The 22,377-nt window shown below is 66.4% G+C and carries 22 protein-coding genes, 1 tRNA gene and 3 pseudogenes; 14 read left to right on the plus strand and 12 right to left on the minus strand.

Annotated elements, in window-relative coordinates; translation table 11 throughout:
• Positions 1-75: 75 nt before the first annotated feature.
• Entirely contained in the window at positions 76-2,865 is a 2,790-nt protein-coding gene (gene aceE / locus AO501_RS07880) for a pyruvate dehydrogenase (acetyl-transferring), homodimeric type (protein WP_055577198.1), read from the minus strand.
• Between the two features lie 160 nt (positions 2,866-3,025).
• Here aceE and AO501_RS07885 point away from each other — a divergent pair, with 160 nt between their 5' ends.
• The 6 genes and pseudogenes from AO501_RS07885 to AO501_RS40660 form a co-directional block, all read left to right on the plus strand.
• Positions 3,026-3,610, plus strand: a complete 585-nt coding sequence (locus AO501_RS07885) for a hypothetical protein (protein ID WP_082658464.1) — start codon at positions 3,026-3,028, stop codon at positions 3,608-3,610.
• An 84-nt stretch (positions 3,611-3,694) separates the two neighbouring features.
• A complete protein-coding gene (locus AO501_RS07890; RefSeq protein ID WP_055577200.1) occupies positions 3,695-4,105 on the plus strand; it encodes a DUF3052 domain-containing protein in 411 nt (136 codons plus the stop codon).
• Complete coding sequence (locus AO501_RS07895) at positions 4,105-4,566, plus strand: peroxiredoxin (RefSeq protein WP_055577201.1); 462 nt, start codon at positions 4,105-4,107, stop codon at positions 4,564-4,566. The genes AO501_RS07890 and AO501_RS07895 overlap by 1 nt, the downstream gene beginning before the upstream one ends.
• 46 nt (positions 4,567-4,612) lie before the next feature.
• A tRNA-Val gene (locus tag AO501_RS07900) sits at positions 4,613-4,684 on the plus strand.
• Between the two features lie 510 nt (positions 4,685-5,194).
• Positions 5,195-5,686: pseudogene (locus AO501_RS40655) on the plus strand (hypothetical protein); the annotation flags it as partial.
• A gap of 180 nt (positions 5,687-5,866) precedes the next feature.
• Positions 5,867-5,956: pseudogene (locus AO501_RS40660) on the plus strand (hypothetical protein); the annotation flags it as partial.
• A gap of 41 nt (positions 5,957-5,997) precedes the next feature.
• On the opposite strand, the gene AO501_RS40495 reads toward AO501_RS40660, so the two are convergent.
• The 3 genes and pseudogenes from AO501_RS40495 to AO501_RS07915 all read right to left on the minus strand — a co-directional run bounded on the left by AO501_RS40495 (position 5,998) and on the right by AO501_RS07915 (position 8,464).
• Positions 5,998-7,692, minus strand: coding sequence for a beta-propeller fold lactonase family protein (locus AO501_RS40495; RefSeq protein WP_055577203.1), 1,695 nt, complete (start codon positions 7,690-7,692; stop codon positions 5,998-6,000).
• Positions 7,681-7,752: pseudogene (locus tag AO501_RS40090) on the minus strand (DUF2510 domain-containing protein); the annotation flags it as partial. The gene AO501_RS40495 and the pseudogene AO501_RS40090, both read right to left, overlap by 12 nt.
• Before the next feature lie 193 nt (positions 7,753-7,945).
• A complete protein-coding gene (locus AO501_RS07915; protein WP_055577204.1) occupies positions 7,946-8,464 on the minus strand; it encodes an LURP-one-related/scramblase family protein in 519 nt (172 codons plus the stop codon).
• A 538-nt stretch (positions 8,465-9,002) separates the two neighbouring features.
• Between AO501_RS07915 and AO501_RS07920 the strand changes: the two genes are divergently transcribed.
• Positions 9,003-10,091, plus strand: coding sequence for a phosphotransferase family protein (locus AO501_RS07920; RefSeq protein ID WP_063892830.1), 1,089 nt, complete (start codon positions 9,003-9,005; stop codon positions 10,089-10,091).
• A gap of 26 nt (positions 10,092-10,117) precedes the next feature.
• Positions 10,118-11,326, plus strand: a complete 1,209-nt coding sequence (locus AO501_RS07925) for an acyl-CoA dehydrogenase family protein (RefSeq protein WP_055577205.1) — start codon at positions 10,118-10,120, stop codon at positions 11,324-11,326.
• Positions 11,327-11,367: 41 nt separating this feature from the next.
• On the opposite strand, the gene AO501_RS07930 is transcribed toward AO501_RS07925, so the two are convergent.
• Positions 11,368-11,781, minus strand: coding sequence for a hypothetical protein (locus AO501_RS07930; RefSeq protein ID WP_156452390.1), 414 nt, complete (start codon positions 11,779-11,781; stop codon positions 11,368-11,370).
• Between the two features lie 302 nt (positions 11,782-12,083).
• Between AO501_RS07930 and AO501_RS07935 the strand changes: the two genes are divergently transcribed.
• Positions 12,084-13,136, plus strand: coding sequence for an esterase/lipase family protein (locus tag AO501_RS07935; protein ID WP_231752388.1), 1,053 nt, complete (start codon positions 12,084-12,086; stop codon positions 13,134-13,136).
• Positions 13,137-13,149: 13 nt separating this feature from the next.
• Here the strand turns inward: AO501_RS07935 and AO501_RS07940 are convergent, their stop codons facing one another.
• The 3 genes from AO501_RS07940 to AO501_RS07950 are packed head-to-tail and all read right to left on the minus strand — an operon-like array spanning position 13,150 to position 15,903.
• Positions 13,150-13,689, minus strand: coding sequence for a NifU family protein (locus AO501_RS07940; RefSeq protein WP_231752389.1), 540 nt, complete (start codon positions 13,687-13,689; stop codon positions 13,150-13,152).
• Entirely contained in the window at positions 13,674-15,614 is a 1,941-nt protein-coding gene (gene feoB / locus AO501_RS07945; RefSeq protein WP_055577207.1) for a ferrous iron transporter B, read from the minus strand. The genes AO501_RS07940 and feoB overlap by 16 nt, the downstream gene beginning before the upstream one ends.
• Positions 15,595-15,903 carry a FeoA family protein gene (locus AO501_RS07950; RefSeq protein WP_082658466.1) on the minus strand — a complete coding sequence of 103 codons (309 nt, stop codon included), beginning with the start codon at positions 15,901-15,903 and terminating at the stop codon, positions 15,595-15,597. Before AO501_RS07950 ends, feoB begins: the two co-directional genes overlap by 20 nt.
• A gap of 271 nt (positions 15,904-16,174) precedes the next feature.
• Here AO501_RS07950 and AO501_RS07955 point away from each other — a divergent pair, with 271 nt between their 5' ends.
• From AO501_RS07955 to AO501_RS07965, 3 genes are read left to right on the plus strand one after another with little or no spacing between them, the layout of a single operon-like run.
• The gene (locus AO501_RS07955; protein WP_055577208.1) at positions 16,175-16,810 is read left to right on the plus strand and encodes a pyridoxamine 5'-phosphate oxidase family protein; all 636 of its coding nucleotides are present in this window, start codon (positions 16,175-16,177) and stop codon (positions 16,808-16,810) included.
• 59 nt (positions 16,811-16,869) lie between these two features.
• Complete coding sequence (locus AO501_RS36955; RefSeq protein WP_055577209.1) at positions 16,870-17,064, plus strand: hypothetical protein; 195 nt, start codon at positions 16,870-16,872, stop codon at positions 17,062-17,064.
• A 10-nt stretch (positions 17,065-17,074) separates the two neighbouring features.
• Positions 17,075-18,199: an epoxide hydrolase family protein gene (locus AO501_RS07965; protein WP_055577210.1), complete on the plus strand. Its 1,125-nt coding sequence runs from the start codon at positions 17,075-17,077 to the stop codon at positions 18,197-18,199.
• Between the two features lie 39 nt (positions 18,200-18,238).
• Here AO501_RS07965 and AO501_RS07970 read toward each other — a convergent pair whose 3' ends face one another.
• Positions 18,239-19,054: an oxygenase MpaB family protein gene (locus AO501_RS07970; protein ID WP_055577242.1), complete on the minus strand. Its 816-nt coding sequence runs from the start codon at positions 19,052-19,054 to the stop codon at positions 18,239-18,241.
• A gap of 98 nt (positions 19,055-19,152) precedes the next feature.
• Here AO501_RS07970 and AO501_RS36960 point away from each other — a divergent pair, with 98 nt between their 5' ends.
• Together AO501_RS36960 and AO501_RS07975 are read left to right on the plus strand one after the other, a co-directional pair.
• Complete coding sequence (locus AO501_RS36960; protein ID WP_156452391.1) at positions 19,153-19,326, plus strand: hypothetical protein; 174 nt, start codon at positions 19,153-19,155, stop codon at positions 19,324-19,326.
• A gap of 34 nt (positions 19,327-19,360) precedes the next feature.
• Entirely contained in the window at positions 19,361-20,359 is a 999-nt protein-coding gene (locus AO501_RS07975) for a cobalamin biosynthesis protein (protein WP_082658467.1), read from the plus strand.
• On the opposite strand, the gene AO501_RS07980 is transcribed toward AO501_RS07975, so the two are convergent.
• From AO501_RS07980 to AO501_RS07990, 3 genes are read right to left on the minus strand one after another with little or no spacing between them, the layout of a single operon-like run.
• Complete coding sequence (locus tag AO501_RS07980; protein ID WP_055577211.1) at positions 20,356-21,183, minus strand: SURF1 family protein; 828 nt, start codon at positions 21,181-21,183, stop codon at positions 20,356-20,358. The genes AO501_RS07975 and AO501_RS07980 overlap by 4 nt on opposite strands.
• Positions 21,183-21,677 carry a low molecular weight protein-tyrosine-phosphatase gene (locus tag AO501_RS07985; RefSeq protein ID WP_055577212.1) on the minus strand — a complete coding sequence of 165 codons (495 nt, stop codon included), beginning with the start codon at positions 21,675-21,677 and terminating at the stop codon, positions 21,183-21,185. Before AO501_RS07985 ends, AO501_RS07980 begins: the two co-directional genes overlap by 1 nt.
• Entirely contained in the window at positions 21,670-22,338 is a 669-nt protein-coding gene (locus AO501_RS07990; RefSeq protein ID WP_055577213.1) for an HAD-IA family hydrolase, read from the minus strand. Before AO501_RS07990 ends, AO501_RS07985 begins: the two co-directional genes overlap by 8 nt.
• Positions 22,339-22,377 lie beyond the last annotated feature (39 nt).

Genomic DNA, 22,377 nt, shown 5'->3' on the forward strand with positions numbered 1-22,377 from the left:
GCGAGTGTGCGGCTAGCTGCACACTCGGCACCGAGGGTGCGGCGGGCCGCGCATTCGACGAGAGAACCCGCAGGCCTACGCCACGCCGGGGTCGGACGTCTGCTCGGGGGCGGCCTGGACGTCGTCGATCTTGTACTGCCGGGCGGCCGTGACGGCCACCGACGGGTCGATCTCCCCGTCGCGGGCCAGTGCCTCGAGCACCGCCACCACGGTCGATTCGGCGTCGGTGTTGAAGTAGCGCCGTGCGGCGGGCCGGGTGTCGGAGAAGCCGAACCCGTCGGTACCCAGCGTCACGTAGGTGCCAGGCACCCACGGCCGGATCTGCTCGGGGACCGCGCGCATCCAGTCCGACACGGCCACCACCGGGCCTCGCGTGTCCTTCAGCGCCTTCGTCACGTAGGCCTCGCCCGCCGGCTTGTCGGGATGACGCAGCCGCTGCTTCTCGATCTCCACCCCGTCGCGGTTGAGCTCGCCCCAGCTGGTCACCGACCACACGTCGGCGGCCACGTCCCACTCCTCGGCGAGCATCTCGGCGGCTTTGAGCGCCGAGGGCATCCCGACGCCGGACACCAGGATCTGGGCCGTGCTGGAGCGCTTTTCCTTCGCCGCGCGGTAGCGGTAGATGCCGCGCAGCAGGCCTTCGGGGTCGAAGTTCTCCGGTTCCGGCGGCTGTGGGTAGGGCTCGTTGTACAGGGTGATGTAGAAGTAGACGTTCTCCGGGTCTTTGCCGAACATCCGCGCCAAACCGCTCTCCACGATGTAGGCGATCTCGTAGGCGAACGCCGGGTCGTAGGACACCACGGCCGGATTGGTGGCCGCCAGCAGCAGCGAATGCCCGTCGGCGTGCTGCAGGCCCTCGCCGACCAACGTGGTGCGCCCAGCCGTGGCACCCAGCACGAACCCGCGGGCCATCTGGTCGGCCGCGGCCCACAGGCTGTCGCCGGTGCGCTGGAACCCGAACATCGAATAGAAGATGTAGAGCGGGATCATCGGCTCGTCGTGGGTGGCGTACGAGGTGCCGACCGCGGTGAACGAACCCACCGAGCCGGCCTCGTTGATGCCTTCGTGCAGGATCTGGCCCACTTCGCTTTCCTTGTACGCCAGCATCAGTTCGGCGTCCACAGCGGTGTAGAGCTGGCCGTTGCGGTTGTAGATCTTCAGCGACGGGAACCACGAGTCCATCCCGAAGGTGCGGGCCTCGTCGGGGATGATGGGGACGATGCGGTGGCCGATCTCCTTGTCCCGCAACAGTTCTTTGAAGGTGCGTACCAGTGCCATGGTGGTGGCGACCTCCTGGTTGCCGGACCCCTTCTTCAGCGCCTTGTACACATCGCGGCTGGGCAGCTTGAGCGCCTTGGCCTTGGTGCGGCGTTCGGGGACGAATCCGCCCAGGGTCCGCCGGCGGTCCAGCAGGTAGCGGATCTCGGGGGCGTCCGGGCCGGGGTGGTAGTACGGCGGCAGGTACGGGTCCTCCTCGAGCTGGGCGTCGGTGATGGGGATCCGCATTGCGTCGCGAAAGTGCTTGAGGTCTTCGGCCGCAAGCTTTTTCATCTGATGGGTGGCATTGCGGCCCTGGAAGTGCGCGCCCAGCGAGTAGCCCTTGATGGTCTTGGCCAGGATGACCGTGGGCTGGCCCTTGTGCGCGACGGCGGCGTGGTAGGCGGCGTAGACCTTGCGGTAGTCGTGACCGCCGCGCTTGAGGTTCCAGATCTCGGAGTCGCTCATCTTCTCGACGAGCGCCTTGGTGCGCGGGTCGCGGCCGAAGAAGTGGTCGCGCACGTAGGCGCCGTCATTGGCCTTGTATGTCTGGAAGTCACCGTCGGGCGTGGTGTTCATCAGGTTCACCAGCGCGCCGTCGCGGTCGGCGTGCAGCAGCGCATCCCACTCGCGGCCCCACACGACCTTGATGACGTTCCAGCCGGCCCCGCGGAAGAAGGACTCCAGCTCCTGGATGATCTTGCCGTTGCCGCGCACCGGGCCGTCCAGACGCTGCAGGTTGCAGTTGATGACGAAGGTCAGGTTGTCCAGCGCTTCGTTGGCGGCCACCTGGATCAGCCCGCGGCTTTCCGGCTCGTCCATCTCGCCGTCGCCCAGGAAGGCCCACACGTGCTGATCGGAGGTGTCCTTGATGCCGCGGTCGTGCAGGTAGTGGTTGAACCGGGCCTGGTAGATGGCGTTCATCGGACCCAGCCCCATCGACACCGTGGGGAATTCCCAGAAGTCGCGCATCAGGCGTGGGTGCGGGTAGGACGGCAGGCCGCCGCCGGCGTGGCTGTGTTCCTGGCGGAAGCCGTCCATGCGGTCGCTGCTCAGCCGGCCCTCGAGGAAGGCGCGGGCATAGATGCCGGGGGAGGCGTGCCCCTGGATGAACACCTGGTCGCCGCCGCCGGGGTGCGATTTGCCGCGGAAGAAGTGGTTGAAGCCGACCTCGTAGAGCGCCGCGGAGGACGCATATGTCGAGATGTGGCCGCCGACGCCGACACCGGGCCGTTGCGCGCGGTGCACCATGATGGCCGCGTTCCACCTGATCCAGGTGCGGAAGCGCCGCTCCACGTCCTCGTCGCCGGGAAACCACGGTTCCAGTTCGGTGGGGATGGTGTTGACGTAATCGGTCGACGTCAGCGCGGGGATCGAGACCCGCTGCTCGCTGGCGCGCTCGAGCATGCGCAGCATCAGATAACGCGCCCGCGCGGGCCCCGAGCGCGCCAGCAGGTCGTCGAACGACTCCAGCCACTCGGAGGTTTCCTCCGGATCGATGTCGGGCAGATACGACGCGACACCCTCCCGGATCACCCGAACGCGATCGGGTTCGCTTGTGCTGCTTGAGGTTTTGGCCAGATCGTTGCGGGCGAACTCGGTGGTCAACTTCCGCTCCTGTAGTCGGCATGGATGATGCTCGAGGGATCGTCCCTCTATCGTGCCGCACCGGCGTCTCCGGCGGGTACCCGTGTTCCGCTCGCGGGTGCCACACCGAAGTCGGTGCTAGTGGGGCAGATGGGATCGGGACCCGGTAACGTCAGATCCCGTGCTCATCGGATGGCGTGCCGTCCCGCGCAGGCGCGTGGGGGCGTTCCCCAGGCGAGGCGCCCTGGCTCTCGGGTCCATCGCTGTGGTGGCGATCGGCATTGTCGGCTGTACGAAGGTGACCGAGGGGTCCGGAGCGCCGGACACCAATGTCGCCCCGGCGTACCGGTCCTCGGTGTCCGCGTCGGTGTCGGCGTCGTCGGTGACGTCCAGCGTCCGGGAATCCCAGCGCATCGCGTCGGTCACCACCAGGGCGATCCGCACCTCGTGCGACACGCTCGCCACCACCAGCAAGGAAGCGATCGACAAGGTCAACGCCTTCGTCGCGGCCTTCAACGGCGGCAAGAACACCGGACCAGCCGAAGGTCCGGCCATCGACGCGCTCAACGCCAGCGCCTCGGCGGTGGAGAACAGTTACAGCGACGCGCTGCCGGGGCAGATGCGCGACGCGATGAACACCTATAACGACGCTGCCCGGCAGGTGGCCAACGCGATCGGCACCCACGCGTCCACCGGTGAGTTCAACCGTCGGGTCGACCGGCTCAACGACGCCAAGACCAAGGCGTTGAAAATGTGCGTGGGTTAGCCGTATGAAGCTAGTAGTGCCTGTGCGACGATTACGTTCGTCGCTCTCGGTTGTCTTGCGCTCGGTTGTTTAGGAGGTTCCACGGTGGTCGCGGCGGATCACGCTCGCAAACTGGGCATCCAACGGGACCAGGTCGTCCAGGAATGGGGCTGGGACGAAGACACCGACGACGACATCCGCGCTGATGTCGAGGATGCCTGCGGCAGCGAATTACTTGACGAGGACACCGACGAGGTCGTCGACGTCGTCCTGATGTGGTACCGCGACGGTGACGGCGACCTGGTGGACCTGTTGATGGACGCGATCAGCCCGCTGGCCGAGGATGGCGTCATCTGGGTGCTGACGCCCAAGACGGGCCGGCCGGGCCACGTGCTGCCCGCCGACATCGCGGAGGCGGCCCCCACCGCGGGCCTGATGCCGACGTCATCGGTCAACCTGGGCAACTGGGCGGCCAGCCGGTTGGTGCAGCCGAAGTCGCGGGCCGGTAAGCGCTGATGCTCGACGTCGGAGCCACCGCCCCCGACTTCACGCTGCGCGACCAGAACCAGCAACCCGTCACGCTCAGCAGCTATCGCGGCGACAAGAACGTGCTGCTGGTGTTCTTCCCGCTGGCGTTCACCGGGATCTGCCAGGGCGAGCTGGACCAGCTGCGCGACAACCTGCCGGAGTTCGAGAACGACGACAGCGCGGTGCTGACCATCTCGGTAGGGCCGCCGCCCTCGCACAAGATCTGGGCGGTGCAGAGCGGCTTCCTGTTCCCGGTGCTGTCGGACTTCTGGCCGCATGGCGAGGTCAGTCAGGCATACGGGGTGTTCAACGAGGTGGCCGGCATCTCCAACCGAGGCACCTTCGTGGTCGACAAGGAGGGGTTCATCCGGTTCGCCGAGATGAAGCAACCCGGCGAGGCGCGGGATCGTGCGGTGTGGACCCAGGCGCTGGAGGCGTTGCGCGTTTAGTTTTGGGTGGATGGGCTGTTGGCGTGTAGCCTGCGCCGGGGCACAAGGGCGCGTAGCTCAGTGGTAGAGCTCTGGTTTTACACACCAGCGGTCGGCGGTTCGATACCGTCCGCGCCCACTTTTCCCATGGCGAGCAGACGCAAAGTCACCCATCTCGTGCCGAAATGAGGTGACTTTGCGTCTTCTCGCGCAGGCCACGGGGGGCGTCAACGACCGCACCAGTCATGGCACGTTCGTGAGCTTCGAGAATGTGTATTCGTTGTGAGCGCAGGGGGTCTTGGGCTACCAAAGACCGCGCCGGTACGGGTCGAAATACCCTGCTGCATACCGCACCCTCGGCGAGACGATTGACGTCGCGTTAGCAATCAGCCACCACACAACGGGAGGCCATCGAGCCGGTAGCGAAGCTGTCGCCGGTTCTTGCAAAGAACAGGACTGAGCTTCAGGTCGCGTTATCCGTGGTTGCGAGCTTGGTAGAGGGAGGGCCGTGGTGGAGAACGGGGCGGGTGCCCCCCGCCGGTGGTGGCGCCGCAAGGCAGTCCTGATCCCCGCCGTCCTGCTGAGCGTCGCCATCGCCGCTGCCGCTATCAGGCTGATCGTCAGCAACATTGAGCCTTCGTACGGTGCGCAGTCGGTGCTGCCGTTGACCGGCCTCAGACACCCCGCCGGGGTGGCGGTGGACGGCGCCGGCACGGTGTATGTCGCCGACCGGGACAACGGTCGGGTGGTGAAGTTGGCGGCCGGATCCAGCGCCCAGACCGTGCTGCCGTTCACCGGCCTCAAACACCCCGCCGGGGTGGCGGTGGACGGTGCGGGCACCGTGTACGTCACCGATACCGACAACGCCAGCGGTCGGGTGGTGAAGTTGGCTGCGGGGGAAGGCGCCCAGACCGTGCTGCCGTTCACCGATCTTCAAGACCCAACCGGGGTGGCGGTGGACGGCGCCGGCAACCTCTACGTCGTCGACAGGCTTCGCGACGAGGCGCTGACGCTGGCGGCCGGATCCGGCACGCAGACCCGATTGCGGTTCCATGGCCTCAGCAACCCCGCCGGGGTCGCGGTGGACGGCGCGGGGGCCGTTTATGTCGCCGATTACTACCACGGTCGGGTGCTGAAGCTGGCGGCCGGATCCAGTACCCAGACGGCGCTGCCCTTCACTGGCCTCGAATATCCCACCGGGGTGGCGGTCGATGGCTCGGGCACCGTGTACGTCGTCGAAAGCCTCGCCGGTCGAGTCCTGACGCTGGCGCCCGGGTCCAGCACGCAGACCGGATTGCGGGTCCGTGGCCTGGATGACCCCGGCGGGGTGGCGGTCGATGGCTCGGGCGCCGTGTACGTCGCCGATGCCCGCAACGATCGGGTGGTGAAGCTGCCGAGGGGATCGCGATGAGGTCTGACGGTTTAAGCCATAACGATGAGCGGTGCTGAGCCCTATCGACGTTCGATCACCGACACCGTGGCATCGCTGTTGTTGGCGACGTAGACGGTGTGGGTGGCCGGATCCACCGCCACGCCGTCCGGCCACCGGCCAACGGGAATGGTGGCGGTGATCGTGTGCGTCGATCCGTCGATCACCGACACCGTGTTGTGCGTGCTATTGGTGACGTAGACGGTGTGGGTGTCCGGGTCCACCGCCACCCCGTTCGGGTACTTGCCGGCATCAATGGTGGCGGTCACCTTGTGCGTCGATCCGTCGATCACCGAAACCCTGCCGCCTTGAAGGTTCGCGACGTAAACGCTGTGGGTGCCCGCATCCACCGCCACCGTGTTGAACTGGCGGTCGTTCCACTCGCCGACCTTTACGGTGGCGGTGACCGTGCGCGTCGACCCGTCGATCACCGATACCGTGCCGTCGTAAGAATTGGTGACGTAGACGGAGTGGGTGTCCGGATCCACCGCTACCCCGTTCGGCTGGGGGCCGACTTTCACCGTGGCGGTGACGGCATTCGTGTTCCCGTCGATCACTGACACCGTGACGTCTTGATAGTTGGCGACGTAGACGGTGTGGGTGGCCGGATCCACCGCCACGGCGACCGGGTTCTTGCCGGCGTTGACGGTGGCGGTGACGGCGTGCGTCTTCCCGTCGATCACCGATACCGTGCCGTCGTGAAGGCTGGCGACGTAGACGGTGTGGGTGTTCGGATCTACCGCCACACTGGTCGGATAATCGCCGACGAACACGGTGGCGGTGACGGTGCGGGTCTTTCCGTCGATCACCGACACCGTGTTGTCCTTCGTGTTCGTGACGTAGACGGTGTGGGTGCCCGGATCCACCGCCACCGCGTACGGGCCGTTGTCGACCTGCACGGTGGGCGGTATCACGGGTTTTGCCGCCTGCGACCGGTAATAGAGCAGAGCAAACATGCCCGCGACCGCGACCACGCTCGCCGCCGCCAGCACGCGCAGGAGCGGGCGTCTTCTGGTCCGGTCGGGTTGCTGACTGGCTTGTGGCGGGTGCGGGGGAGGTTCGTGTGCCGGCGATTGGGCGTCGGCCTTCATCCGCGTGGTCGAGACGAAGAAGTGAATCAAAGGGGCGGCGAACACCGGCAGGAGCCACAGACCGGCCGGTCCCATATCGAGGTGGAAAGGCGATCTCAGCGCAATCGCGATCGCTGCGGCGCAGGAAAGCGCTCCCAAGGGAATCAGGTAAATGATCACGAACAGCAACGTGGTGATTTTCCAGCTCTTCGCTGATCGCTGGAGGCCCGCCGCTTCGCTCAGCCAGCGCATCGCAACGCAGAACACCACCGTGGCGACCATCTCCGCGGCATTCACCAGCGAGAAGAACAGTGAAATTGCCGCAGGAGTGTCGTAAATGAAATGGGCGTGGATCGCATCCACGAGCGAAAAGACCACCGTGACTTTCACGAAGCGCAGGGCAGATCGGTATCGATCGTGGACCCGAATTCTGGCCAGTCGGGATATTCCCCACAGGATGATCAACACCCCGACCGCGTCGTTGGCGAAATCAAACTTCCATCCGACACCATTGACCGTTTGGCTGTAGGTGAGGTCGACAAGACAAATCAGCGCACCCCAGAAAATCCAGCGCAGCGGCGAGACCGCCAACTTGATGTCGGGTACGGGTGTGTCTGCAACGGCCGGTGGGCTGGCGGGTGAATTCATGCGGTATACCGACCAAACGCTGCCGTCCCAGTAGCGCTGCCCGCTTCCACCCGGATCCGGATACGAGCCGGGCGGTAGCGGTGGTGTGGCCGCAGGCCCCTATCGGGTTCATTGCGACACGTCACATAGTTCGTCAGGATTATCACCAATTCTCGCGGTCGATGAGCAGCATGTGCCCGCCCGTCATGGAAGCCGAGGCGCAGGCCATGCGGGCGGGTCCCGGCCGCGCGCCGACGTGACCAGGTGGCGTCGATCAGCCTGGGTGCCATGTCATTCCGGCCGAAGGCAGTCCGGGAGTTGCCGACCGTCGTCCGGCCTCTTGCCGTTTGACGTAGTCGATGGCCAGCACCAGGCCCAGCACCAGGAGCTCGTAGCGGGGATCCGGCACCTCAACCCTGTACTGGTCACGGATCGACCATCGCTTGTCGATTCGCCCGATCACGGCACCACCGCGCTGGATTTCAAAATTCATGCCCCACACGTTGCCCACGACTTCGACGCCGTAGGCATCGATGCTGTACTTGGGCTTAAAAAAGCTGAACTTTTTCTGAATGGTCGCCACCTGCACGCCGCCAATTTCCAGCGTAAAGCGCGGCATCAACGAAATCATAGTATGAGTGACCCTGGCCAGGTCGCGACCTTGGCTGTCGTAGATGCGAAATTCTTTTGGAATCTTTAAAAAACTACCTTTGACCTGATAGCGAGGATATCCGGCCTGGTCCGTCACCCAGAATTCGCCACTCACCGAGAATATCTTTTCGTTGATAATCAAATTACTCAAAGTAACTCTCCGATTTCGCCGTGGCGCCAACGTGCCGACAGGCGCGGCATATGTTTGTTCACAGCGAACCATCCGGCGGAATTGGAAGGCCCGGGCATGCCTCGATGTGGTCGATGTCAGGTGAGACCCACTGGCACCACTGCTTATGGCTCATGTTCGTGAAACATCCTGTTCTTCGCAGGTGGCGTGAGTTTCAGGCGGGTCTTCCACCGAGATCTCCTTTGCGGCAACACCATTGAAGTTTTGAAGACGTCACCGGAGTCCGCGGTTGCCGTGCGATACTGTGTCGCCATCGGCTGGAATTAGCAGCGGTCGCCGCCAGTCCGATCTTCACCACTCAGTCTCAGCAGTCGAAAACTGCTCTGGCTAGTGTCTTTTGACCCTCATATTCGGGACTCTTCTTGCGGCTTGAGGCGCGTACATAGGGGCGTAGGCAGAAGATCAGATCAACGGACGCCTCGGGGCTTGTTCACGCTTATCGGGGTCGGCCGTAAGGTCCGAGTGACGCGATATGTCTTGAAGGAGCCCGATGACCACACGCCACGATCACAGTGACGCTGGTGCCGCCCTTGAACAGCAGACCTTTCGCACCGACTGCTCGCCGCAGAACTGGGACGCGCTGAGCGTCTGGCTGCGTGGCCGCGGGATGGCGCTCGACGATGATGAGCCGCGCCAGTTCGCCAACGGTCTGGCGAATCTGAATTACCTGATCTCCGTCGACGGCCGGCCCATGGTGTTGCGCCGGCCACCGGGTGGACAGCTGGCCGAGGGTGCCAGCGACATGGCGCGCGAATTCCGGGTACTGGGCCGACTGCACGCGCACTACCCCCGCGCCCCGCGGGCGGTGGCCTTCTGCGAGGACCCCTCGGTACTGGGCAGCCCCTTCCAGCTGATCGAATACCGGCCCGGCACGGTCGTGTCGGACACCGTTCCGGAGCAGCTCGCCGCCATCCCGACCGCCCGGCTCGCCGACGAATTCGTGACGGCCCTGGCAGACCTGCACTCGATCGACCTCGACTCGCATCCCGAGCTCGCCGAGCTCGGTCGGCCCGGCGGATTCATCGCACGACAGATTTCCGGCTGGAATCGGCGGGCGCACAACGCGTTCGACGGATCACCGCCGACGACGGTCGAGCACATCGTGTCCTGGCTGGGTGCCACCGCACCCGACCCGTCAACGAAACCGACCGTGCTGCACAACGATTTCAAGTTCGACAACGTGATCTTCGATGCCACCGGCGCGGCGACCGCCGTGATCGACTGGGACATGTCGACGCTGGGGGATCCACTCTTCGATCTGGGCGTCACGCTGTCCTACTGGGCGCAGGCCGACGACGCGGACGTCATCCGCGAACTCGGATTGTCCCCGTCCCTGCAGCCGGGTTTCCCGGACCGAAAAGAACTCGCGGCCAGGTACTTCGCCGCGGCTGGACGCGAAGCGGTGCCGGTCGGCTTCTATCTGGCGCTGGGCCGGCTGCGGCTCGCGATCGCCTGGCAACAGTTGTACGTGCTGCATCAACGCGGGGCGCTCGTCGGCCCCAAGTACGCCGCGTTCAACCGCATCGCGACGGCGGTCCTGGTTGCTACCGCCGATTCCCTTTCGGCAGAACACATCTGATCACCCACTACCCAAAGGATGGCTCCGTGATCGACTTCTCCGTACCCCCGGAACTGACGGCACTCGGCGAACGGGTCCGCAGATTCGTCATCGACGCCATCATCCCTTACGAGCGCGATCCCCGACTCACACAGCACGGCCCCAACGACGAGTTGCGGCAGGAGCTGGTCGAGTTGGCCCGCAAGGAAGGGCTGCTGACCCCGCAGGCGTCTGCCCGGTTCGGCGGCAAGGGCATTTCGCACATCGAGCAGTCCGTGATCTATGAGGCGGCCGGATGGTCCACCCTCGGACCCGTCGCGATGAACTGCGCCGCGCCGGACGAGGGCAACATGTTCCTGCTCGACAAGCTGACGACCGACGAGCAGGCCGACGTCTTCCTGAAGCCCCTTCTCGACGGCACCGTGCGATCGGTCTTCGCGATGACCGAGCCCGGAGGAGCGGGTTCGGATCCGTCGCAACTGCTCACCGAGGCGCGACGCGACGGCGACTCCTATGTCATCAGCGGCCGCAAGTGGCTCATCACGGGCGCTAACGGGGCAGGCACCTGGATCATCATGGCCAACGTGGTCGGTGACGAAAACCACTGCGGACCAACGCTTTTCCTGGCCAAGGGCGGTGAAGACGGCATCGTCATCGAGCGGGTGATGAACTCGATGGACCGCAACTATGTCGAAGGACACGGCGTCGTCGTATTCGACGACCTGCGGGTGCCCGCGTTCAACGTGCTCGGCGAAGTCGGTGAGGCCATGCGTTACGCGCAGATGCGTTTGGCCCCCGCGCGTCTGACCCACGCCATGCGCTGGTTGGGTGCGGCATCCCGCGCCCAGCACATCGCCTTGGAGCATGCGAAAACCCGCACCGCGTTCGGCGCCCCGATCGTCGACCACCAGGGCGTCGGATTCCTGCTGGCAGACAACGAAATTGCGCTCACGCAGTGCCGCTTGGCGATCTGGTACACGGCCTGGGTCCTGGACCAGGGGCACAAGGCGCGACACGAGAGTTCGATAAGCAAGGCCTTTGTGTCCGAGGAGCTTTTCAAGGTCGTCGACCGGTGCATACAGGTGATGGGTGGAATCGGCGTCACCGACGAAACACCGATCGAGATGATCTTCCGCGACATTCGTGGATTCCGGCTCTACGACGGGCCCACGGAGGTGCACAAGTACGCGATCATCAGGCGAATGAACCACGTCGGCTCCGCGGCGGCGCGCGTGCCGGGATCGGACACCGTCTGAACCGGGCAGACGCGGTCAGGGCGCCAAACTTCGCTCCTGACTCATTCCTGCTTGATCCACGGTGTGCAGCCGTGCGTAATGAACTGGGCGACCACGGATGCCGAAATGTTTGCGGTCAGTGTCTTGCCCGCAGTGACGCTGTCGCCATTGATGAACTTCCCATCGCTGGTCCACGTGCTGAACGAGCAGGCTGGCGCAAAGTCGCGCATGTCCGCACCCGCGGTGTAGATGCCGTGGGGCAGTTGGCCGGGCACCGTGTAGGTACCGGGCCCGTAGGTGGTTTCGGCCCGGGCCGTCGGGCATGCAACGCAGCCGACAAGCAGCACCGAGACCACACTCGCCGGGAAGAGCGTCGCGCAGCGGATGAAGGCTGACATGGCAGCCCGGCGCGCCAGTTGGGCCGTTGAGCCGCTTTTTCCAAGAGGCGCCTGGATCCGTCGCATCAGCTTCCCCATTCATCGCGCCCGAAATCAAGAATTGCGTGCCAGTGCTCGGGCGTACCGCAATCACCCATCCACCATTTAGGACGATAGGTTCTCCGACTCGCGCGGGCCACCGCGCGGGCGAAGTCGATACGGCAACTGTCGCCCCACCCCTGCTCGACTGGGCGCCGCCCAACTACGCGCGCCGACCGCGTCGCATGGAGCCGGGCGCCGCGGCTTTCATCGCCTCGGGCCGGGTTTCTCACATCGCGTCGAACCCTCCGACGTCGGCCAGCGGCAAAGTCACCCTTCCAGTCGGTCTAGCATCCTGTGACGTGCGACGACTCCTGGTTCTGACCGTTGTGATGGCGCTGGCGACGATGCTGCCCGGGTGCGGACACAAGTCCGACGAATCCGGCAAACGCCCGGCCTCTCAGGCAGTGGTGATCGTGTCCGGCGGAGACGCGACCAGCCCGTACACCACCCCCGACCAGGCATGCGCCACCGGTTTGGCCGCCGGCAACACCGACACCGCGATCCGCGAATACCTGCTCAAGCGGGGCTACACCGCCTACACCTCACCGGCGATGGCCGGACGGGGGCAGGTGGTCGACCAAACCGGTTTCGGCCCATTCGGCGTCTGCCCGGTCACGCTGCCGGAGAACATGACCGTCGACTCCACCGGAAGCATCGACACCGCCGGTGAGCACCTCGCCCGGTTCCTCAACTACCTGCACACCGACAAGGGTGTCACCGACGTCGACGTCGTCGCCCACTCGATGGGCGGACTGTACTCACGAGCCGCGATTCGCGTCCTGGCCACCACCAACGCGCCGGTGCACGTCCGCTCGCTGACCACGATCGGCACGCCCTGGCAGGGCTCATACCTGTCGGACTACGCCAACGGCATCGTTCCGCTGACCGACTGCGTCGGTGACACGTTCTGCGAAAACGCGATGAAGGGATTCAAGGACGAGGTCCTGCGCCTGATGGCCGGCTCCGGCCGAGAGGTCAACCAGGCTTTCCTGATGGGCAAGAACGGCTGGAACGACTTCCAGTCGGGTGTCCTCGACAAGATCCCGGTGGTGCTGATCGGTGGCAAGAAATTCGCCAAACCGGGTCAGGTCAACCCGGCAGTGTGGCCCAACGACGGTCTGGTGGCGCTGCAGAGCGCGCTGGCCAAGGACATCAGCGATCCGGTGTTGCCGCACCGGCGTTGCTACACCTTCGACGACACCCACAGCATCTATGTCTCCAACGAAGCCAAGCTGGACTGGAACACCGCGTTGACGTGGGATCCGCAGGTGCTGGACACGCTCAACAAGGCGATCGAGGACGCGCCCAAGGCGCTCGACGGGGCCAACCGCGAGGGTTGCCCGGCCGGCTGAGCTCACCCTCGCGCTACCGTCGTTTTAATTTCAGCCACGCGCGGCGCGGCTGAGCCGCCTTGACCTCGCGGATCTGCGGGTAGCGGGCCTGCACGCTGCGGGTGATCAGGTCGCCGAGGGTCCGACCGCTCAGCGGGCAGCCCAGGCAGGCTCCGGTCAGCTCCACTGTGAGGACACCGTCGCGCACCGAGTGCACCGTGATCGCACCCCCGTGTGAGGCGGCTACCGGCGACACCTCCCTGGCCAGAATCTCGTCGATCCCGTCGCGCAACTCCTGTTCGCTGACGTCGGCGGCCTGAGCCGACAGCGCATCGAACAGCGCCGAGCGCACCCGGGGTCCGTCGACATCCCAGGATCGGTTGGCGCCCAACCATGTTCGCACCTCGCCCGGACCCACTTCCGCCCGTTCCAGCACACCCTCATCGATCAGGGCGCGTACTTGCGGCGGCACACCAGGCAGTTGCCGGGTCCCGATCAGCCACCGCATCAGGCGGGGGTCATCGGTGGCCTGCGGGTGCAGCAGCGGTACCGGCACGCTCAGCCCGTCAGCCACATCGTGATGTGCCGCGCCGCGAACGCCGCCACCCAGGCGAGCACGAACATGTACCCCCACGCCGTCAGCGGCCAGCGCCACGAGTTGGTCTCGCGGCGCAGCGTGGCGATGGTGGACATGCACTGCAGGGCGTAAGCGAAGAACACCAGCAACGCAATGATGGTCGGCGCCGTGAATACCAGCTCACCGTGGTGCGGGCCGGAGGTGAACACCGCCGAATGGGTGGCCGAGACCAGGTCACCCGATTCGCCGGTGGCGAAGATCTGTCCCAGCGTGGCCACGAACACCTCGCGCGCCGCCATCGCCCCGATCAGGCCGACGCAGACCCGCCAGTCGAAACCCAACGGCGCGAACACAGGCTCCAGAATCTTGCCCAGGCCGGCGGCGAAGGAGTGGTTGACGACGTAGGCCGTGGCCGCGGCCTGGTCCATGCCGGCGGTCTGCGCGGTGCGCACCGGCAGGTTGAGCAGGAACCACAACACGACGGAGGTGCCCAGGATGATCGTTCCGGCCTTGCGCAGGAACACCTTTGCCGAGTCCCACACGGTCATCACCACCGACTTGACCGACGGGAAGCGGTAGGGCGGCATCTCCATGTAGAAGGGCAGCAGATCGCCGCCCAGCACCACCGATTTGAACAGCCAGGCGGTGAGCATCGCCGAGACGCCGCCCAGCAGATACATCCCGAACATGACCACGCCCTGCAGCGAGACGGGCCCCCACCGGTCCTGCGGGCTGACCAGCATCCCGATCAGCAGGATGTACACGGGCAGGCGGGCCGAACAGGTCATCAGCGGGGCGGCCATGCAGGTGGCGAGCCGGTCGCGCGACGACGGGATGGTGCGGGTGGCCATGATCGCGGGCACCGCGCAGGCCAGCGACGACAGCATTGCCACGAAGGCCCGCCCGTCGAGCCCGGTGGTCGCCATGATGCGGTCCACCAGGAAGGCGGCGCGCGTCATGTAGCCGATGTTCTCCAGTAGTGAGATCAGCAGGAACATCAGCACGATCTGCGGGATGAACACCAGCACGGCGCCCACGCCGCCGATCACCCCGTGCCCGAGCAGACCCGCCACCGCATGGTTGCTGACGTTGTCGTCCACCAGGGCGCCCAGCCAGCCGAACGACTTCTCGATCGCATCCTGCAGCGGTGCCGCCAGGGTGAAGATGATCTGGAAGAACGCGAACATCACCGCGATGAAGAACAGCGATCCCCACACCGGGTGCAACAGCACCCTGTCGATCCGCGCGCTGCGCAGGTCCGGTTCGGGCGCCCGGTACCGTCCGGCATGCAGGATCGACGCGATCCAGCTGTTGTACTCCGCATCATCCGAGGGCGGCGGGATGGCGACGCGCTGCCAGGTCTGCGGCGCCGCCAGCAGGGCCCGCAGCGGTTCGAACCCTTTGCCCCGGCTGCCGATGACGCTGACCACCGGGACCCCGAGCGCGGCGGCGAACTGCTCGGTGTCCAGCTGGCCGCCACGGGCCGTCAGTTCGTCTCCCATGGTGAGGATGACGATCGTGGGCTTGCCCAGCGCCAGGACCTGAGACACCAGAGACAGCGACCGCTCCAGCACGGTGACATCGACCACCACCGCGAGGGCTTCGGGCGCGGGGACGTCTGTTAATTCGCCGCGCAACAGGTCGGCCACCACCTGTTCGTCCGGGCTGACCGGTTGCAGGCTGTAGCACCCCGGGACGTCCTCGATGATGAACGTTTTCGTCTCGTCGTCGGTGCGGTACCGTCCGGTGCCGACCCGGCGGGCGACGGTGACACCGGGATAGTTGCCCGTGCGCGCCCGCATTCCGGTGAGGTGGTTGAACACGGTGGTCTTGCCGGCGTTGGGGCTGCCGATCAGGGCCGTGCGCGGCTGGCCGGGTGGCGCGGCAACCGCGCCCCCGTCGTCATGGCAGGACGCGGTCATGCTGGTCGGCGATCTCGATCTGGGCGGCTTCGTTTTTCCGGAGGCAGGTGTCGTAGCCCAGCAGGCGGTACACCGAAGGGTCGCCCAGTGGGGCGGTGCGTAGTTTGGTGACCTGAATGCCGGGGCGGAAACCCAAGTGGCGCAATCGGTTTGCCACGTCCGCCGAGATAGCCGGAGCGAACGCGACGATCTGTGCGCCGGTGCCCGGAGCCAGGTCGGCCAGCGTCGACCGGCCGTCCTGACCAGGCCGGGATTTCGGCGCTGATCGTTCCAACCGGCTGTTGGGCATCGTCGGTACCTCCGCATCGCCGCCACGCCCGCACGTGGGTGATACCCAAGAGTATCCGGAGTTAGGTCAGCCTCACCAAGGGCAACGGTGGCACGGCCGCTCGGCTCACGTCAGGAAGCAGACCGGCGTGCCAACCCCCCTCGTCGCGGTTAGCATTCAACCCCCCTCGTCGCGGTTAGCATTACCGATGCCCCGCACGGGTTGTTGTGGGCCGACTCCGGCCGCGTGAACGAACGTCCTCCCGAGGCCACACTGAATAGGCGGGTGCACGATGAGCAAACACTACGGCCTGATCGCGTTCACCGATGACGTTAGAGCTGTCCAGCATCAGTACGGCAGCGACGCCTTCTACGACCGCAAACGTGTTCAGGCCAAGGCTGTTTCAGGCCCCGACCCGCTGACCGATGACGAGCGGGAGTATCTCGCGGAACGCGACAACTTCTTTCTGGCCAGCGTCGGAGCCACGGGCTGGCCGTACGTCCAGTACCGCGGCGGGCCCCCCGGCTTCCTTCGCGTCATCGACGACCACACCATCGGCTGGGCCGACTTTCGCGGCAACCTGCAGTACATCAGCACCGGCAATCTCGCCGGCGACAACAGGGTCGCGATCATCGCACTGGATTACGCGCACAAGCGGCGCCTGAAGATCTTCGGCCGGGCCCGTGTCGTCGCCGCCGCCGACGACCCCGCCCTGATGGCCGATCTCGCCGAAGGCAGTTATGACGCGGTCGTCGAGCGCGCCGTCGTCGTCGACGTCGAGGCCTACGACTGGAACTGTCACCAGCACATCACCCCGCGCTTCACCGCCGCCGAACTCGAACCGCATCTGGCCTCGTTGCGCCAACAACTGTCAGCGTTGCAGGCCGAGAACGCGGAGCTTCGCGAGCAGTTGCGTGCGGGCCAGTGACCCGCGACTAGCAGCGCCCCTTTTGGACGTGTTCAGCCTGGTATGGCACGCTCGACACCGTGGGTGACCTACCTGGTTCTCAGAGCGACAGCGCAGCACGGAAGACATCGGGGCCGCCGGTGCGGCCGTTGTCGTCGGACCAGCAGCCGGCCACCAAGGCCGACCTGTATGCCGCGGTGGATGCCATGCGCGCCGACATGCGTGAACTGCTCGAGCAGATCAGCACGCTGATCAAGGACGCGACGCAGAAGTAGGGTCGAGCGGGTGAAGCCGTTTCGGATCGACGTTCCCGACGACGTACTCGACGATCTGCGCGCGCGCCTGGCCCGCACCCGGTGGCCGGAAGCCGAGTGCGTGGACGACTGGAGCCAGGGCATCCCGTTGCGCTACACCCGCGATCTGGCCGCCTACTGGGCCGACGACTACGACTGGCGGGCCCGCGAGGCGGCGTTGAACCGCTTCGACCACTTCACGGACCAGTTCGACGGCCTGGACATCCACTTCATTCATCAGCGCTCCCCGCACGACGACGCCTTCCCGCTGCTGATCACCCATGGCTGGCCCGGGTCGATCGTGGAGTTCCACAAGGTCATCGAGCCGCTGACCAACCCCACGGCGCATGGCGGCCGTGCGCAGGACGCCTTCCACGTGGTGTGCCCTTCGCTGCCGGGCTACGGATTCTCCGGCAAACCCGGCCGCACCGGATGGGGTGTGGAGAAGATCGCGCTGGTGTGGGAGGAGCTGATGACCCGCCTGGGATACGAGCGCTACGGCGCCCAGGGCGGTGACTGGGGCGCGGCCGTCACCAGCCAGATCGGCCGCAATGAGGGCAACTGCGTGGCGATCCACCTCAACATGCCGCTGGGCATGCCCACCGCGGAGACCATGGCCGATCCCACCGCCGAGGAGAAGTCGGCCCTGGCCGCGCTGGCCGAGCACCGCAAGAACGGAACCGGATACTCCAAGCAGCAGTCCACCCGGCCGCAGACGGTGGGCTACGGGCTGGTCGATTCCCCGGTGGGTCAGCTGGCCTGGATCGTCGAGAAGTTTCAGGCCTGGATGGACTGTGACGGCCACCCGGAGAACGTGCTCACGCGAGACGAGTTGCTGGACAACGTGATGATGTACTGGGTGACCGAAACCGCGGCATCCTCAGAGCGGCTGTACCGGGAGAGTTTCAAGAAGTGGGGTGACACCACCCGGGTCGAGGTGCCCACGGGCGTCGCGTCTTTCCCGAAGGAGATCCTGCGGGCGCCGCGACGCTGGTGCGAGCCGAACTTCAACATCACCCATTGGACGACCATGCCGCGAGGTGGGCATTTCGCGGCGTTTGAGCAACCGGAGCTGTTCGTGGCAGACGTGCGGAAGTTCTTCGCGACGGTGCGCTGATGCGGTTGCCGCCGACGGTACAACAGGACGGGATGCCCGCTAAACCACCCGCCAGCCCCGGCGTGCGCGAAACCGCATGTCCCACAGGTAGATTCGATAGATCAGCAGCCAGGTTCGGTGCGGTATCAGCCGGTCGGCCACCCGCAGCGCCGAAAGCAGCAACTCGAACCGGGCCTGCTGGGATTGCGACCAGTCCAGCCGCATCATCGTGCGGAATTCCGGCGCGAGAAACCCCGTCGTCGCGAACAGGTTGAACGGGCCGGCCAGCACGCGCAGGGGCCAGGGCAGGAACGCCATCGAGGCCACCCCGCGCAGGTGCTCCCGCACCGGCGGGTCGATCCGCAGTTCGTCCAGGGAGCGCTTCCAGTATTCGTCGAAGGCGACGCGGTCGGACGGCCACATCCGCTCGGGCACCTGCAGGGTGGTGCCCAGTCGTTTGGCGTCCTGGTAGACGGCGTCGGCGGCCGCATCCTCGAGCGGCCCATGCAGAAACTCGTGCTGCTCGACGTAGTAGCGGTACAGGCAGCCGGCGACCCACAGCTGCAGCGCGGGATCGAAGGCGCGGTAGGCCACCGGGCTCGACGGCGTCGAGCGGACCTGACGGTGCGCGACGTCGACCGCCTTTCGGATCAGTTTGCGGTCGGCCTCCGTGCCGATGGTGGCCACCGCCAGGTAGGTCCCCGTGGTGCGGGCCCGCTTGAAGGGATGCTTGTAGACGTTGCCGCTGTCCACCGGGCTCTCCAGCACGCCGTAACCGACCCCCGGCAACGACAGCTGCATGATCACGTTCGCCGCCGGCAGTAGCAACGCCGCGGGGTTGAGCAGGTCGGCGACCCTTGTGACCGGCCGCTTCATCGCGGTCCTCGTGTCATGGTCCGAGTAGACCACATCACATGTGACCGACTTCACCGCAGATGAAGGTTAGACCGGCTGGAAACGGGCATTTTGGACACATGTCAATCGAACCGTCAGTCGGCGAGCCCGATGTCAGGGCGGCCAAGTTGACCCATCTGTTCCAGATCGGACGCTCGCAGGCCGCCTACAACTACGTCCCCGAGATGTGGTGGATGCTGGCGGCGCAGTTCATCGTCCTGATCACATTGCTCGTCGTCGTGGTGGTGATCTAGCCGCCGGCCACTGCCGGTGTGAGACGCTGCCCGGGTGTTCTCGACGGCGGGGCAGGCCCGATTTCTCGGCGTTGTCGCCGGTTATCTCGCCGACCTCACGTTCGCCGACCCGGCCCGAGGTCATCCCGTTGCCCTGTTCGGCAGGGTGGCGGCCGAGTTGGAACGGGTCAGCTATCGAGACAGCAAAACCGCCGGAGCGCTGCACGTCAGCCTGCTGGTAGGCGGGGCCGGATGGCTCGGCGCGGCCCTGCAACATCGCGCCGGCCCGGTCCCGGCCACTGCGCTGGCGACCTGGGCGTCGCTGGGTGGAACCTCGCTGGCCCGTACCGGGAGTCGCATGGCCTCGCTGCTGGACGACGGCGACGTCGACGGTGCCCGAGCCCTGCTGCCGTCATTGTGCGGGCGCGATCCGGCCGCCCTGGATGAGGCGGGGCTGACGCGCGCGGCGCTCGAGTCGGTCGCCGAGAACACCTCCGACGCGCAGGTAGCGCCCCTGCTGTGGGCCGCGGCCGGCGGCGCGCCCGCGGTATCGGCGTACCGGGCAATCAACACCTTGGACGCCATGGTCGGCTACCGGTCCCCGCGCTACCTCCGATTCGGTTGGGCCGCAGCACGATTGGACGATCTGGCGAACTACGTCGGCGCGCGGGTGACTGCCGGGCTGGTGGTGGGGTGCGCCCCGCTGATCGGGGGCTCATCCGGCGGTGCGGTGCGGGCATGGCGACGCGACGCGAGCCGGCATCCCAGTCCCAACGCCGGCGTCGTCGAGGCCGCCTTCGCGGGAGCGCTGGGGGTACGGCTCGGCGGTCCCACCCAGTACCGCCACGAACTGCAGATCCGGCCGACGCTGGGCGACGGCCGGACGCCCACCGTGGGCGACCTGCGCCGCGCGGTGCGGCTGTCGCGGACGGTGCAGGCGGCCGCCGCCACACTGGCCGCGCTGGTTTGCGTTTGCGTCGCACCGAACGTGTTCTCAGGGCGGGGATTCGGCGATTTTTCCGCCCTCAGATCACGCTCGGCGACCAGGCGCTAACGACGGCGGCCGTAACGGTCGGCGAGCTTGTCCTCGACGGTCATCGTGGGCGGCTTCTGCTCGGCAGGCGCCTGACTTTGCTTGTCTCGGCGCCGCGCACGCACCTCGGAATACACGAAATAGCCCAGCGCGATCGGCGCCAGCACCCCGAACAGCACCCACTGGATGCCATAGGAGAGATACGGTCCGGCGTCCAGGTGCGGCACCCCGATGACGCCGAGACCACCCGGCTGGTTCTCGACCAGCTGCAGATAGGACCCCGCCAGCGGCACGCCGGCGAGGGCCGCGACCTGGCCGGTGCTCACCGAATACACCTGCTGATAGCTGTCCCGGGTGAACGGGTCCTTGCCCTGCACCACCGGCTCGGAGTCGCGCAGCCGCGCGGTGATCGTCACCGGCTGCGTGGGCGGCGCCGGGATCGGCGGCACGTGCGAACCCTGCTCGGGCCGCACGAAGCCGCGGTCGACCAGCACGGTCGGCCCGTCGTCGACGGCGAACGGCATCAGCACCTCGAACGCCTGCTCGCCGTCGATCACCCGCAGCCGGGCCAGCACCCGGACCTCCGGCAGGTAGTGCCCGGTCGCGGTCACCTGCCGCCACTGGGCGCCGGGCGCAGACGAATCCTGCTGAGGCAGAAGGGTTTTCAGAGCAACGGGCGGTGTGTTCAGGGAGTCGGCGATCTGCTGGTTCTCCCGCGACGTCCGGGTGTTCTTACCCAGCTGCCACGGCGCTAGCACGGTGAAACACAGGTAGGTGAACGCGACGCACACCAGAATCAGCGCCACCCAGCCCGGCCGCAGCAGGAACCGCAACCGCCTGGCCATCAGCCGTACCCGTTCTGCGCGAGTCTCTCGTCGACCCAGTCGTGCAGACCCGGCAGCGCGGCCTCGATTACGACGAACGCCGTCTCGAAATCGCTGTGGTCCCCGTAATAGGGGTCCTCGACGTCGGGGGTGTGGGCGCCCGAGCGGGGGTCGAACGAGCGCAGCATCCGCAACCGGTCGTCCTCGACCCCGAGCTGCCGGAGCAGCCGCTGATGATTGCGCCCCAGGGCGATGACCAGGTCCGCGGCAAGGTGGTCGTCGTCCACCTGAGCCGCGCGGTGGGCGGTGGGGTAGCCGTGGTCGCGCAGCACCCGCTTGGCCCGCACGTCGGCTCCCTCACCGGCATGCCAGCTGCCGGTGCCGGCGCTGGTGACGCGCACGAGGTCGCCGAGACCGCGTTCGGAGATCTGATGGGCGAACATCTTCTCGGCCATCGGCGAACGGCAGATGTTGCCGGAGCACACGAACGTCACGTGCAGCCGTGGATCAGACACCTAACGCCCTCCGCAATTCGTCGATCGTCTCGACGTGGGTCACCCCGGTCAACGTGATCGGGTCGGTGAAGTCGCCCCGCCCGTAACCCCAGCCGACCACCACCGTGTCGATGCCGTGCGCGGCCGCGCCGTGGACGTCGTGACTGCGGTCGCCGACCATCAGGACACGCTCGGGCAATGGCTGGAGCTGCGCCAGCGCGTGCGCCAGGACATCGGTCTTGGACTTGCGGGTGCCGTCGGGACTGGCGCCGGCGATGACCTCGAAGTGCTGGTCGAGCTCGAAGTGGGCGAGGATGCGGCGGGCCGTCGGCTCCAGCTTGGAAGTCGCCACCGCCAGGCGCACCCCGGCGGCCTGCAGGTCGGCCAGCAGCGGCGCGATGCCGTCGAACAGGCTGTTCATCGCCCAGCCCCGGCTGCCGTACTCGGCCCGGAAAGCCGTGAACGCCTCGTCGGCGCGCCCGTCGAGTTCCATGGCGTGGAACGTCTCGTCCATCGGGGGGCCGACGATGCGGGCGGCGAGATCGCCGTCGGGAATCGGGGCACCGATGTGGGTAAGCGCATGCCTGAAGCTCGCCACGATGCCGTCGGCCGAATCGGTGAGGGTGCCGTCGAGATCGAAGATGACGAGTTCGGCCTTCGCGGCGTTGATCGAGCCTGTCACGTGTTCATTGTCGTTGATCGCGAAGTTCGGACATGGCGG

The sequence above is a fragment of the Mycobacterium gordonae genome, assembly GCF_001417955.2.
Taxonomy (GTDB): Bacteria; Actinomycetota; Actinomycetes; order Mycobacteriales; family Mycobacteriaceae; genus Mycobacterium; species Mycobacterium gordonae_B.

Excerpts from the sequence above, each read along its gene's own strand:
- AO501_RS07895 (WP_055577201.1), top strand. The coding sequence starts at position 4,105 with ATGCTCGACGTCGGAGCCACCGCCCCCGACTTCACGCTGCGCGACCAG.
- AO501_RS40495 (WP_055577203.1), bottom strand. The coding sequence starts at position 7,692 with ATGAATTCACCCGCCAGCCCACCGGCCGTTGCAGACACACCCGTACCC.
- AO501_RS07920 (WP_063892830.1), top strand. The coding sequence starts at position 9,003 with ATGACCACACGCCACGATCACAGTGACGCTGGTGCCGCCCTTGAACAG.
- AO501_RS07930 (WP_156452390.1), bottom strand. The coding sequence starts at position 11,781 with ATGGGGAAGCTGATGCGACGGATCCAGGCGCCTCTTGGAAAAAGCGGC.
- feoB (WP_055577207.1), bottom strand. The coding sequence starts at position 15,614 with ATGACCGCGTCCTGCCATGACGACGGGGGCGCGGTTGCCGCGCCACCC.
- AO501_RS07950 (WP_082658466.1), bottom strand. The coding sequence starts at position 15,903 with ATGCCCAACAGCCGGTTGGAACGATCAGCGCCGAAATCCCGGCCTGGT.
- AO501_RS07955 (WP_055577208.1), top strand. The coding sequence starts at position 16,175 with ATGAGCAAACACTACGGCCTGATCGCGTTCACCGATGACGTTAGAGCT.
- AO501_RS07970 (WP_055577242.1), bottom strand. The coding sequence starts at position 19,054 with ATGAAGCGGCCGGTCACAAGGGTCGCCGACCTGCTCAACCCCGCGGCG.
- AO501_RS36960 (WP_156452391.1), top strand. The coding sequence starts at position 19,153 with ATGTCAATCGAACCGTCAGTCGGCGAGCCCGATGTCAGGGCGGCCAAG.
- AO501_RS07980 (WP_055577211.1), bottom strand. The coding sequence starts at position 21,183 with ATGGCCAGGCGGTTGCGGTTCCTGCTGCGGCCGGGCTGGGTGGCGCTG.